This is a genomic window from Streptomyces sp. NPDC002520 (genome assembly GCF_053595235.1).
In genome coordinates this window covers 66,292-78,554 of sequence record NZ_JBSFXG010000015.1, presented here as the reverse complement: position 1 = coordinate 78,554, position 12,263 = coordinate 66,292, and the positions used below count along the sequence as shown (strand labels likewise).

At 68.3% G+C, this 12,263-nt stretch carries 11 protein-coding genes; 8 read left to right on the top strand and 3 right to left on the bottom strand.

All coding sequences use genetic code 11. The annotated features are described in order from the left end of the window. Positions 1-87: 87 nt before the first annotated feature. The 3 genes from ACWD5D_RS21950 to ACWD5D_RS21940 all read left to right on the top strand — a co-directional run bounded on the left by ACWD5D_RS21950 (position 88) and on the right by ACWD5D_RS21940 (position 5,123). Positions 88-3,459 (top strand): HelD family protein, encoded by a 3,372-nt coding sequence (locus tag ACWD5D_RS21950; RefSeq protein ID WP_451374404.1) that lies wholly within the window; start codon positions 88-90, stop codon positions 3,457-3,459. Between the two features lie 135 nt (positions 3,460-3,594). Continuing rightward, positions 3,595-4,269 (top strand): HAD family hydrolase, encoded by a 675-nt coding sequence (locus tag ACWD5D_RS21945; RefSeq protein WP_451374403.1) that lies wholly within the window; start codon positions 3,595-3,597, stop codon positions 4,267-4,269. Further along, positions 4,266-5,123, top strand: a complete 858-nt coding sequence (locus ACWD5D_RS21940; protein ID WP_451374402.1) for a DUF1932 domain-containing protein — start codon at positions 4,266-4,268, stop codon at positions 5,121-5,123. The genes ACWD5D_RS21945 and ACWD5D_RS21940 overlap by 4 nt, the downstream gene beginning before the upstream one ends. Before the next feature lie 37 nt (positions 5,124-5,160). On the opposite strand, the gene ACWD5D_RS21935 is transcribed toward ACWD5D_RS21940, so the two are convergent. The 3 genes from ACWD5D_RS21935 to ACWD5D_RS21925 all read right to left on the bottom strand — a co-directional run bounded on the left by ACWD5D_RS21935 (position 5,161) and on the right by ACWD5D_RS21925 (position 7,054). After that, a complete protein-coding gene (locus tag ACWD5D_RS21935; RefSeq protein ID WP_451374401.1) occupies positions 5,161-5,721 on the bottom strand; it encodes a phosphotransferase-like protein in 561 nt (186 codons plus the stop codon). Beyond that, on the bottom strand, positions 5,718-6,758 hold the full coding sequence (locus tag ACWD5D_RS21930; RefSeq protein ID WP_031037661.1) for an AAA family ATPase: 1,041 nt from the start codon (positions 6,756-6,758) through the stop codon (positions 5,718-5,720). The genes ACWD5D_RS21935 and ACWD5D_RS21930 overlap by 4 nt, the downstream gene beginning before the upstream one ends. 140 nt (positions 6,759-6,898) lie before the next feature. Continuing rightward, positions 6,899-7,054: a hypothetical protein gene (locus ACWD5D_RS21925; protein ID WP_451374400.1), complete on the bottom strand. Its 156-nt coding sequence runs from the start codon at positions 7,052-7,054 to the stop codon at positions 6,899-6,901. Positions 7,055-7,474: 420 nt separating this feature from the next. Between ACWD5D_RS21925 and ACWD5D_RS21920 the strand changes: the two genes are divergently transcribed. The 5 genes from ACWD5D_RS21920 to ACWD5D_RS21900 are packed head-to-tail and all read left to right on the top strand — an operon-like array spanning position 7,475 to position 12,222. Beyond that, complete coding sequence (locus tag ACWD5D_RS21920; RefSeq protein WP_451374399.1) at positions 7,475-8,152, top strand: HAD family hydrolase; 678 nt, start codon at positions 7,475-7,477, stop codon at positions 8,150-8,152. Next, positions 8,137-9,150: an alcohol dehydrogenase catalytic domain-containing protein gene (locus tag ACWD5D_RS21915; RefSeq protein ID WP_451374398.1), complete on the top strand. Its 1,014-nt coding sequence runs from the start codon at positions 8,137-8,139 to the stop codon at positions 9,148-9,150. The genes ACWD5D_RS21920 and ACWD5D_RS21915 overlap by 16 nt, the downstream gene beginning before the upstream one ends. A 17-nt stretch (positions 9,151-9,167) precedes the next feature. Beyond that, the gene (locus tag ACWD5D_RS21910) at positions 9,168-10,319 is read left to right on the top strand and encodes a hypothetical protein (RefSeq protein ID WP_451374397.1); all 1,152 of its coding nucleotides are present in this window, start codon (positions 9,168-9,170) and stop codon (positions 10,317-10,319) included. Then, positions 10,313-11,209 carry a radical SAM protein gene (locus ACWD5D_RS21905; protein WP_451374396.1) on the top strand — a complete coding sequence of 299 codons (897 nt, stop codon included), beginning with the start codon at positions 10,313-10,315 and terminating at the stop codon, positions 11,207-11,209. The genes ACWD5D_RS21910 and ACWD5D_RS21905 overlap by 7 nt, the downstream gene beginning before the upstream one ends. Next, entirely contained in the window at positions 11,206-12,222 is a 1,017-nt protein-coding gene (locus ACWD5D_RS21900; RefSeq protein ID WP_451374395.1) for a hypothetical protein, read from the top strand. Before ACWD5D_RS21905 ends, ACWD5D_RS21900 begins: the two co-directional genes overlap by 4 nt. Positions 12,223-12,263 lie beyond the last annotated feature (41 nt).

Genomic DNA, 12,263 nt, shown 5'->3' with positions numbered 1-12,263 from the left:
CATGTGTCTGATAAGTCTTTTGCCGGGGGCCGGGCATATGCCCGGCGCGCGGCGTCTCTCGGGGCGCCGCAGGGGGAGGGGACGTACATGCGCACCACCATGCGCGACGAGATCATCGCCGTAGAGCAGAAGGCGGTGGACCGCGCCTACGACTGCTACGAGAAGCGGCTGGCCGAACTGAGCGGCGGCTCGGTCGCCTCGGCATCCGCCAGCGGCAAGGACAGCGTCGCCAACCAGAAGGATGCCGAGGCGAAGGCCGCGGAATACGGCGGCCTCGGGGACGCGTCGCTGATCGTCAGCCGTGTCGATGTCCAGCCCGGCGAAGAGTCGGAAACGTACTACGTCGGCCGCCGAGCCGTTTCCGACGTCGAGACCCGCGAGACCGTCGTAGTGCTGTGGACCGCCCCGGTGGCGGAGAAGTGGGCGAAGGCCCTGCCCGAGGCGCCAGGTGAAGTGCTCCTGCGGAGACAGTTGCGCTGCGCGAAGAACGTCGTCGAAGCGTACGTCGATGACATCTCCGCCGTTTCTCCCGCCACGCCGTCTGTCATCGATAGCACCGAGCCCGAAGCGGGGGTCCAGGACGATTCCAAGGTCGTGGCGTCCGAGACGCCGGCGGTCCCGCCAGCTCCCACCCCGTCCGATGTCGCCCAGCTCCATCGGCAAAGACAACAGCCGCTCGATGACTTCCTCCTGCGAGAGCTCCAGCGCTCCCGCAGTGGCAGCATGCGGGACATCGTCGAGACCATCCGCCGCGATCAGATGGATCTCGTCACCGGATCTCCCGCCGACATCCTTGTCGTGCAGGGCGGCCCGGGCACCGGAAAGTCCGCCGTCGGTCTGCACCGCGTGACGTGGCTCGTCAACAACGACCACTTCAAGGCGCAGGACGTCCTGGTCATCGGCCCGCACGAGCGCTTCCTCGACTACGTCGGCCAGGTCCTCCCGACCCTCGGCACCCGGAACATCAACGCGGTTCAGGTGAACCGCCTCTGGGACGGCGATGTCCTCGGCACTGACACCCCCCGCGCGCGACTGGTCAAGTCCGACGACCGCATGGCCGCCGTCCTGCGCCGACGCGTGGAACACGAGTGTCGCCCCGACGCGATCGACGAATTCACCACTACGCCTTCGTACAAGGACGCCAAGCCCGAACTCGCGGTCACGGCTGGCAGTACCACTCTGCGTATCCCGCGTTCCGAGGTTCTCGTCCTTCTCCAGGAGGCACGCGAGGGCGACGGCTCCTACCGGGAGCGCCGTAACCGCTTCCGCAGTCTGCTCGTGGACCGCCTGCTGCAGGAACTCGTTGCTCTGGCCCCACGCCGCAGCCAAGGAGACACGATCCGCCGGGACCTGGAACGCAACCGCCAGGTCGAGCGGCTGATCGAACGCGTCTGGCAGTCGCCCGGTGACAGGGAAGCCCTCCGAAGCCTCTACGACTCCCCCGAACTCCTGCGTACCTGCGCCGACGGCGTCCTTGCCCCGGAGGAGCAGGCAGCCCTTCGCCGTCCGAGGGCAGCCACGGCGGACGCCGACCTCTGGACCCTCGACGACCGCGTCTGCCTGGAAGAGCTGCGCTACCTCATCACCGGAGAGACTCCCCAACGCTACGGGCACATCGTCATCGACGAGGCCCAGGACCTGACCCCCATGCAGGCACGCTCACTTCGCCGACGCATCGCGGTCAACGGCTCCATGACCGTACTCGGCGATCTCGCCCAGGCCACGGGTCCGCATGCCTACGCCGACTGGGACCGCCTCGGCACTCTGCTGTCCGACCACGGCGACTGGCACGTCGCCGAACTGAACACCAGTTACCGCGTACCGGCGGAAATCATGGAGTTCGTCGCACCTCTGGCTCGCAAGATCTCCCCCTCGCTCCCCTACCCGCGGGCGGTGCGCGAAGCGGGCGCCGACAGCGTCCGGACCCTGGCAGCCGAACCCTGGACGCTGCTCGACGAGACCGTCACTCAGACGACCCGGCTCGTCGGCACCAGCGACGGACACACCCTGCGCCGAGTGGCCGTCATCGTCCCCGACGACTCCGGCTGGCTCGACGAAATCAATCGTCATCTCGACCAGACCGCCGGCCTCACCGAAGAGCACCGTGCCACCGTGTCAGTTCTCGCCGCCGCCCACGCGAAGGGCATGGAGTACGACCACGTCCTCGTCGTCGAACCCGCCACCATCGCCGACCGCGGACCGGCTGGGCTGCGCCAGCTCTACGTCGCCCTCACCCGAAGCACCCAGAGCCTGACCGTCCTGCACACCTCCCCGCTCCCGGATGCCCTCATGGACACCACCGATACTCCCGGGCCTGGAACCACCCCCACCGAGCCGTCGATGGCGGCCGCTGACGTCCCCGAGATCGGCACCGACATTCGTGTCCGCGTCCTCGACCGGGGTACAGGCGGCCGCTACAAGGTCAAAGCGCTCTCCCCGCCGGTCAAGGTCCCGCTGATCCTGACCGTCCGCCACGGATCGACTCCGCCCCGCCCCGGCGAGAAGCTGGACTGCTGGGTCTTCGCGCAGGAGAGGAACCACTGCCTGCTCACGACGGACCAGCGTGGACGCCAGCCCATCTCGGCGAAGATGGCCGAGCGCTACCTGGCGGCGCTCGGCGTGTTCGACGAACTGACCGCCGACGGCGTCGCCCTACCGGAGAACGCCCGTGAACGGCTCTCCGAGCTCAAGGGCATGGCCAACCGCGTACTCCGCCGCGACCAGGCGGACTGGGTGGACGTAAGACGAGTGCTCGGCTCACCCGACAGACAGCGTCTGAACCTCTTGCGTGACCTCGCCGCCGAAACCAATCGCGCCCTCAAGGACGACAGCCTGGACGTGAGTCGTCTCCGCGAGAACCTGGCGCGAACGGACTGGTCCCCCTCTCTGGCCCAGGCCCGGGAGACGCTTCAGCACCGCATGACCACCTTGACCGAGCCGACAGCCGAGACCACACCCACACCCTCCGCACCGCAGCCCGAGCAGGAAGCAACCGAGCCCATGGCATCCGCCGAGGACACCGCCGTAACGACACCGTCCGCGACGAATCTTCTGCACACGCTGGAGACCACCGCGGCCGCCGACCGCACGTGCAAGAAGCACGAAGCGGTGCGCCACGCCCTGATGTCGGCCTTGTTCGAGGCCGACGAACAGGCGACGTCATCCCAAGTCGTAGATGTCAGCCGCACGGCCGAAGATGGCGACTTCCTATACGAGATCCTCGGCGCCGGTCACTCCGCCTACACCGACCTCCGCTCGGGTGCCGCCCGCCTCCTCGAGATCAACCACACCCTGGCCGCCCCCGCCGACCGTCTCTACCTGGTCCTCACCGAGCCGCCGGCCGAGGACTGGTCCGCCGAAACTCTGCTCGCCGTCTACGGTGTCCACCTCCTCTGGCGCACCCACCTCGGCTGGGGCGGCCGGGACAAGGATGCCGCCCTGGGCTCGGCGCAGCCGTAGGCGCCATCGGTCTAGATTGATCACTTTGGCAGCGTGAAGGAACGATGCCCGGCGCAGAGTGCAGCGGGAAGGGTCACTCGACCCGCCCCGCAGCCCCGAGCACACAGCTGACCGCCGCACATTAGGGTGCGGGATGTGCAGCCGCCTCTGGTTCTCTTCGACCTCGACAACACCCTCGTGGACCGGCGGGGAACGCTCGCCGACTGGACCGCAGGGTTCACCGCCCAGCACGGCCTGGGGGACGAAGATCAGGCGAACGTCCTAGACATGGTGGCCGAGCGGGCCTATCCGTCCACCTTTGACGTGATCCGCACTCGGTACCGGCTACCCATGTCGACTGCGGAGTTGTGGCGTGCGTACTGCACCGACATCGCGGCCTTGGTGTCGTGCCAGGCCGAGGTCCTCAACGGCTTGGAGGAGTTGCGTGCGGCTGGCTGGCGGGTGGGGGTGGCGACCAACGGTGCGGCGGATATCCAGCGCGCCAAGCTGCGGGCCACCGGTATCTCCGAACGCGTGGACGGCGTCTTCGTCTCCGAGGAGGCCGACGCGCGCAAACCGGAGACCCTGCACTTCGCCCTGGCGGCGGCCCGCTGCGGCACCGTGCTGGGCGACGGTGGCTGGATGGTCGGGGACAACCCGGTCAACGACATCGGCGGCGGACGCTCCGCAGGGCTGCGCACCATCTGGATCGGCAACGGCCGTTCCTGGCCGCCGGACGATCCCGGCCCGGACCACGTGGTGCCGCATGCACGCGCCGCCATCGACCTGCTGCTTTTGCACTCCGTCGACCACACAAGGACCGCGGCATGACGAGCACCATTGGGCTGTTGCACCCCGGCAGTATGGGATCCGCCTTCGGCTCCCAGCTGCGCGCGAGAGGCCACATCGTGCTGTGGTGCCCCGACGGACGCAGCGATACAACCCGCCGCCGGGCCGAGCGCGCGGGCCTCGAAGCCGCGGCGCTGCCCGAGCTTGTCTCCCGCTCCGATGTGCTGCTCTCTCTATGCCCTCCCGCCGCAGCGGAGGAGACCGCCGGCCAGGTAGCCGAGCTCGGCATGTCCGAAGCGGGCACGATCTATGTCGACGCGAACGCCATCTCGCCGTCGCGCGTGGTGAATATCGCCGACAGCCTGGCCCCGATGCCGGTCATCGATGCCGCGGTGGTCGGATCGCCTCCGGTGGGCGGCAAGTCCCCGACGCTCTACCTTTCCGGCGCCGTCGAGCAGGCCGACCGGATCGCCGAACTTTTCGCCGGCACCGATGTGCGGACCCACGTCCTGGGCGACAGCATCGGCAAAGCCTCCGCACTCAAGCTCGCGTATTCCAGCTACCAGAAGGTCTCCCGGGTGCTGGCTGCCGTGGCCTACGGGGCGGCGGACACGTACGGGGTCGCGGACGAGCTGCTGCTGATCGCGGCCAAGCGCACCCGCAGCTACCTCGTGGAGACCGACTACATCCCGAAGACCGCTGCCCGCGCCTGGCGTTGGGGCCCAGAGCTTGAGGACGTGGCGGCCCTTCTCGCCGACGCCGGGCTGCCGGACTCCCTTATGCACGCGGCTGCCGCGACGCTTGCCCGGTGGGACGGGAACAGAGACGAGCGGCTGGATATCGCTGAGGCCCTGGAAGCTCTGCGCCTTGAGCGGGACCCGGACAACCCGAGTTGAGCAGGTCGCATCCGCTGGGGCGCTGACGTCCTGGCCGTCAGGGGCGAGGTGGCGTGGTGCGGACGATGTCGTCGATCCTCTGTGCGGTTTCATGGGGTGCCGTCACGTCCGTTTCCACGCGCAGTTCCCACTGAGCCTGCCGATGAGCCGCAAGATCGGCCTGAGTGGCGTCCCACGCGGCCAGCCGGGCCGCCGTGTCGGTGTCACCCCGCTGTGGTGAGCGTCGAGCGGTGGTCTCCTTGGAGCACCACAGCAGAACGCGCACCCAGTGTGCCGGGTAAAGGGCGGTCACCTGCTCCATCCCCGCCATCTGGCCGAGGTGGACGACGGGGGTCCTGCCGCCCTCCATGGCCTGGTCGAGGCCGGGGCGGTCGACGACGTAGATGTTGCCGTACCGGTCATTGCGGTAGATGACATCGCCGCGTGCCTCCAGGGCCGTCAGCTGCTCCGACGTACCCATCCGGTAGCCCTTGGTCTTCCCGGTCCCGATCTTCAGTCGGGTGAACGGCACGTACCGCGCGTCAAGTTCGGTGAGCGCCGCCGTGATCGTGTCCTTGCCCGCCGCCGGCGGCCCGTACAGCAGGATGCCCTGCCTCATTGGAACACCGTCCCGAAGACCTGGCGCACCTGGTCCGTGAGCGATATCGCGGAGCCGAGACGGTTGTCGACAACCAGGTGCGGCACGACGGGCCGCAGCTCAAGATCGATCCCAGCAGCGTACGTGTCCCAGTTCTGGAGTTTCCAGCTGTCCCGGGCCGCGGACCGGAAGCTGATGTACTCGTGCATCGTGTCGAGGTCGCACTGAATCCAGACGACAGCGACGGTGACGCCACGTGCTTCGCAGCGGTTGATCAGGCGCCGCATCCACCGAGGGTCTGTGGTCTCGGCGATGAAGGGCGCGGAGAGGACGGTGCTGATCGCGCAGTCGACGTTCGCATACGCGGTCTCCAGCAGGCACTGGTACTCCAGCGGGCGGACCTTCTCCCGGTAGAGATCGGTGTGCCGGTCGTTGGGCTCGCTGCCCATTTCAACAAGGAGGCGCTCGACGAGCGGACGCGTGATCGGGTCCTTGTCGAGGACGGGCCATCCAGTGAGTTGCGATACGAAGCGGGCGAACTCCGACTTCCCGCTGCCCGCGTAGCCGCCGACCATCATCAGCGTCGGCCGGTTCGGATCACCGCCGGTGTGACGCCGCTTCCAGGCGTCAAGGATTCGCTGCTGGACGCCCAGACCGTCGGCGTCCTCCGCGCTCGGCGCCAGCTGGTGCAACGCCCGTTCCACGGCCAGGACGTGGGCGCCGTTCTGCGGTTCGCTCGACGCGGTGAACTTGAGCTTCGTGGCCTCGTCGGGCAGAGCGTTACGGAAGCCGAGCTCGGGCTCGGTCGCGCGGTACAGAAGGCAGTACGCGCGACGATAGTGCGGTCCGGGATAGACCTCTCCCTGCTCGTGCTGCCACAGCGTCTGAAAGTTGGCGGCCGGCACCGTGAGCCCCGCGGCCCGGGCCACCTCGCGCAACTGCTCACCCGCGCCTTCGAGCGTCAGGCCGTGAGCTTCGCGTTGTTGTCTCAGCTTGTCTGGGCGCCACCCCGGGCGACTCTTACCCACCGCACCTACCGCCTGCCCATCCCTGGTCATGATCCGGAGCCTAAGTCTGCCGGTCATGAACCCGTGTATAAGCGGATGTTGAAAAGTCAGGTCGCCCGGCCATGAGCTGCTGATGAGCAGCTTCAGGAACGGCTTGTGATACTCCGCACAGCTCCGAGCCGCTGTCATGGTCACACCGACGCGGTCGTCCCAGTACCCGCCTCGGTCTCCAGTAATCGTCCGAGATCGGAGGGGGTTCCGTAGTGGCTGTCGATGTTGCTGTCCTGCTGCTCCTCGGCATCGTGATCGTCTTCTTGTGCCGCGGAGGTGGGCTCAAGGCGGGTCACGCCGTTGTGTGCGCGGTTTTCGGTCTGTATCTCGCCGGGACCCGCAACGTCGGCCCGTTCGTGAAGGACGTCACGGCGTCGGTCGCCAGCTTGCTGTCAGGGCTACGGCTGTGAGCGCGCCGACGGCATCACCGAACCCTGGCGACCCAGCGTGGCCTCCACCTGGTGACAGTCAAGTCCTCCTTCTTCATCTGTCGGACGCCCGAGAAGGCGTCATCTGGCCGCAGCCCAGCCAGCCAGAGAGTTCGGTTCTGCACGAGATCACCGATCTACCGATGGAGCCTCACCATGCGCTATCCGCCGACGTGCACCTCCATGTCGACGAGCCTGTCCGCGCCCGCCACACATCCAGTGGGCGACGTACTGCTTGGCCCTTCACCCCAGCGGAGTTCTGCTGCTCCGGCTCCACGCGCGACCGCAGTGATACTCGATCTATTCGGCACGCTCGTCGCAGCCCCGAGTGTGGTCGAGCGCAGGGCTGCCGCTGCCCAGTTCGCTGCGATCCTGCGCGTATCCCCGGCGGTCGCCGAGTCGATGCTGTCCGACAGTTGGCAGGCGAGGCACGACGGGCAGATGGCGTCCACCGCCGAGGTGGCACTTCACCTCGTCGCCCGCTGCGACGCCTCTGCGGCCTGTGTGGATGAGCTGGAAGTGCTCCTGGCCCGGCTCGCCCATGTCCGTCTCCAGGCCGATGTCTCTCTCCTGCGGGCGCTGGAGCAGCTTCGGCGCGGTGGCACCAGGCTGGCCGTCCTCAGCGACGCGTCCCCGGACATCGCCGAAGCATGGAGCGCAAGCGACCTCGCGCCACACTTCAACGCTGTCGTGTTCAGCTGCCGGGCGGGTGCGGTGAAGCCCGACCGTCTGCTCTTCCGCGCGGTCCTCCGAGACCTCGGCGTTGCCCCGCAGCAGGCCCTCTACTGCGGCGATGGCGGCGGTGACGAGCTTGCCGGCGCAGAGCGGGCCGGCATGCGTGCCGTGCGCGTGGAGCGTCGGGGCGGGCCGAGTGGCCTCGCGTTCGGCGAGACCGCTTGGTCCGGCAGGGCGATACCCGACGTGGAAGCTCTCCCCACCTTGCTGGACAGATGGGGGCAGCGGTGACCGGCCCGTACGCGTGGGCAGTTGAGAACGGAGTCCTCTGCCGACTCCCCGCTCCGGTCGCCATGTCCCCGGCACGCGACACGACGATCATCGAGACGCGCTTCACGGGATTGTGCGGAAGCGACGTTGCGAAGCTCAATCACCCGTGGCAAGGGCGATTGCCGGAACCGTGGTACCCCGGGCACGAGATCGTCGGTGTCGACACGGAGACAGGTGACTGGGTCGCAATCGACCCGCTGGTCTCCTGCCGCTCGTGCCACTACTGCGACCGTGGCCATGTCCACCTCTGCCCACGACTCCAACGCATCGGGTGGGATCTTCCCGGAGGTCTCGCCAGCTGCGTGCGGGCGCCCCGCGGCAGCATCGTCCCGCTTCGCCACCTGCACGATCGCGCGCACGGAGTCCTCGCCGATCCCATGGCGGTGGCCCTGCACGGAGTCCGCTGCGGGCTACGTATGCCTATGGGGCGGCTCGGCATCATCGGGGGCGGCGTCCTTGCGGTGTGCACGGCCATCTGCGCGGCAGAGGCGGGGTGGGACGTGCACATGCTGGTCAGGGAACCCTCGCGGTCGCATCAACTGCGCTACGTCCTCGACCAGCACATCACTCTCCACTCTGCCGAGCTGCCGGCGTGCGACGCCGTCGTGGACGCCGCGTCTGGTCACAGCGATGCCCCCATACGCCAGGCGCTGAAGGCTGTTCGTGACGGGGGAACGGTTCTCGTCCAGAACGCCTACGCGCCCCGCGTCGTTCTCTCGGTCCCCCTCCGGGACGTCTTCCGTCGCTCGATCACCCTGCGCGGCTCCTTCTCGTACTGCCGCGCGGACGGCCACGACGACTTTCAAGACGCCATCGACGTGATCGCCAAGGGCGGCGATTGGGCCGCCCTGATGACCCGAGATCGATTCCCCCTCGGCGAACTGCCGCAGGGACTGGCGGCCCTGGACAACGAAGCCCGTCATCGCCCCTTCAAGGTCCTGCTCACATCCGACACGTGACGGAAGGAGCCCACGCCATGGCGGTCACAACGCCATTGCTGGCCCACAAGATCAACTCACCGGCCAACATTCCACCCCAGGACGTCCACGACGGGATCACGCGCATCCTCGCCTTACCGGAGGGCCACACGCGCGACGCGATGCTGGGAAGCGTCCTGACGGGACTGCTCCTGCGGGGGCCACGGCTGGAGGAGGTCGAGGCAGCTGTCCAGGCCGCGACAGCCCTGGACCGAAGCGGCTGGGACTTCCATCAGCCGCCGGAAGGTGTGCGGTTCGTCGGCTACACAGGCAGTGGGAAGAAGACCTTCAAGACGATCAACCTCAGTACCGCCGCCGCGCTGGTGGCGGCCACCGGGGGAGCACACGTCGCGAAGCTCGGATCGCGCAGTGCGTCGTCGAAGACCGGGTCCCGCGACTTCATCGACCTCGTGGGCGCGACGAGCGACACGGTGCCGCACCAGGAGATGGTCGACATCACGGCGGAGACCGGCTTCGGGTTCTTCTCCATCGAGAACCGCGTGCCCGAGTTCGACCGCCGTTACGGCGGCAGGTTCCAGGCCGTGCACGCCCTCAGTCTGGCGTTCCCCGCCCTCCTCAGCCCGGTCACATGCCCCGCCTACGTGTACGGCCTCTCGCACCCCGCGGTCGGCGCTTCCGCCCGGCTGCTCTCCAGACTCGGCCTGCCCGACGTGACGGTCATCAACTCCAGCCTTGGCAAGGCGGTCCAGGTCGACGAACTGATCCCCGGAAGCACCGTGCGGGCCTGCCGCATCAACGCTGGCGACGAGGACCTGACCTTCAACGACGAGGTGCGCAAGGGCGCGTCCTCGATGCCGCAGGACCTGATGTCCGTCACCCAGCACGAGGACCCTCGGGAGAACGTCGCCGCCGCGATACGCGTACTGGCAGGCCATGACACCAGTCAGGCGCGGAACGCGGTCGCCCTCAACGCGGCTTTGCTCATGGTGATGTCCGAGGCGGTGCCCACCGTCCAATCCGGCATCGACACGGCACTCACGATCATCGACGCCGGCGCGGGTCTGGACACGCTGCAGCAGTTCGTACGCCTCACCGGCGGTGCCCCGGACAAGCTCCGCTCGCTCCTTCGACCCGTGTCCCCGACAGCCCTCCTGGTCAGCCCTGGCAACAAGGAGAAGGCCCCATGCTGACGCACGACGAACTCGCGATCGTTCACCTGGTCCTCAACACCGACTGCAACGCCTGGGACCTGGCACCGACCAGCGCCTCACCGGGTGTGTGCCGGTTCTGCTACCGGGAGCGTAACCGGGTCAAGACGGACCCGGACACCGTCCGGAGGGTCATCGACCAGGTCCGCGCCGAGTCCGAAGCCCACCGGGTCGTGTTCACCGGCGGCGACCCCGTGATGCCCTACGACAACCACCTGGAGGTCGCCCTCCGGCACGCGCAGGAAGCCGGCTTCGAAACCAATCTGCACACCAACGGGCTGCTCCTGAGCGACCGTTACGCGGGGGTGCGCGACCACGTGACCCTCTACTCCCTGGCCATCGACGGTCCGGAGGCGGACTCGGCCGACTGGTTCCGCGGGCAGGGCTACTTCGAACGGTTCCGGTCCAACGTCGAGTTCCTCGTCGCCGACCGGCGCCGACTCGCCTTCAACACGTTCACCACGGCCGCGTCCGTGCGGGAGCTGCCGCGGCTCGCGGAGTTCGTCACCGGCATCGCTGACCGCACGGAGGTCGAGTACTGGCTGATCTCCCAGTACAGGCCCATCGGCCGTGCCAGCGCGGGCAAGGCGGAGCTCTACGGCTTCGAGCGGGATGACTTCGTCCGGGCCGTGGACGGGGTGCGCGGCGCCGTCGCCCCAGTGGAGATCTTCGCCCAGCCCACGCGGGCGCCCGAGGACCCATACCCGTTCCGCGTCTGGGTCCTCGCCGACGGAACGGTCACCGCGGACCTCGGCAGCGTCGCCGCACCTCGCAACGCCGTGATCGGCGACCTGCTGGCCGACGGCTTTGAGCCGCTGGTCCGCCGAGCCTTCGCCCTACGAGAGCAGCCTCAGTTGGAGGGGATCGCATGAAGTTCGACACCGCGTACTACGAGAGCGTCATCGACCAGCACCAGTACGAGCACCTTGGCCTCGGCACCATCGACTTCGCCCTCGCGGGGATGAGCCCCGGCGACCTGCACACGAAGTGGGTGTGCCACACCGGTGCGCGGGAGTTCGCGGACGCCGTCTCTGGGGGTCAGCCGGCGATCGTCACCACGGGCGTCGGACTCGGCGGCCCGCCGCACGCCGGCACCCTCTTCCAGCTGCTGCGCGCGGTCAAGCTCCAGCAGTGCGGACTCGACGTGCAGATCGTGCTCGGCGACCTCGACTCCTACAACGCGCGTCGCACGCCGCTGGACGCGGTGCGCCGCCTGGCCGACCAGTACGAGGAGTTCGCGCTTGGGCTCGGCTTCGACCCAGGGCGCGGTGTACTGCGTCGGCAGGAGGGCGAGACCGATGTCATGGCCACCGCGTTCCTGCTCTCGCGCCACCTGGACGATGACGACTTCCAGTGGGCCGAGGAGGACCTCGCCGGGCTCTACCGCAACCACGGCGTCTTCGACCACCTCAACTACGGCATGAAGCAGGCCACGTTGCTGATGGCCGCTGACTTCGTGCACTTGCTGCGCGAAGGACGGCACGTGCTGGTGTCCCTGGGCGTCGACGAGCACAAGTACGTCGCCCTCGCCCGGCGCGGGGCGGAACGCTGGGGTCTGCCCGCAGATCGGCTGGCCGGCATCTACACCAAGATGATCCCGGGCCTCGGGGGCCTGCCGAAGATGAGCAAGAGCATCCCCGGCTCCGGAATCGACGGCTCCATGCCCGCCGAGGACATCAGGGCCCTGCTGGCAGCGGACACCGACTCGGCACCCTCCGAGGACGGGTCGGCCCTGCTCCAGATGTACGCGTGTCTGCCCGAGGTCGGCCAGGCGGAGTACGACCGCGCCTCCGCCGCGCGACGCGCCGGAGACCGGGAGTGGCGTGTGATCCGCGAGGAGCTCGTCGAGCGACTGATCACGCTGTTCTCCTGCTGGCCGAAGTAGCAGGCCCCCTCCGAGGGAGCGCCGAACTCGCGGCCGTAGCA

Coding starts and splice junctions, on each gene's coding strand:
- ACWD5D_RS21950 (WP_451374404.1), top strand. CDS start 88: ATGCGCACCACCATGCGCGACGAGATCATCGCCGTAGAGCAGAAGGCG.
- ACWD5D_RS21940 (WP_451374402.1), top strand. CDS start 4,266: ATGACGAGCACCATTGGGCTGTTGCACCCCGGCAGTATGGGATCCGCC.
- ACWD5D_RS21935 (WP_451374401.1), bottom strand. CDS start 5,721: ATGAGGCAGGGCATCCTGCTGTACGGGCCGCCGGCGGCGGGCAAGGAC.
- ACWD5D_RS21930 (WP_031037661.1), bottom strand. CDS start 6,758: ATGACCAGGGATGGGCAGGCGGTAGGTGCGGTGGGTAAGAGTCGCCCG.
- ACWD5D_RS21915 (WP_451374398.1), top strand. CDS start 8,137: ATGGGGGCAGCGGTGACCGGCCCGTACGCGTGGGCAGTTGAGAACGGA.
- ACWD5D_RS21910 (WP_451374397.1), top strand. CDS start 9,168: ATGGCGGTCACAACGCCATTGCTGGCCCACAAGATCAACTCACCGGCC.
- ACWD5D_RS21905 (WP_451374396.1), top strand. CDS start 10,313: ATGCTGACGCACGACGAACTCGCGATCGTTCACCTGGTCCTCAACACC.
- ACWD5D_RS21900 (WP_451374395.1), top strand. CDS start 11,206: ATGAAGTTCGACACCGCGTACTACGAGAGCGTCATCGACCAGCACCAG.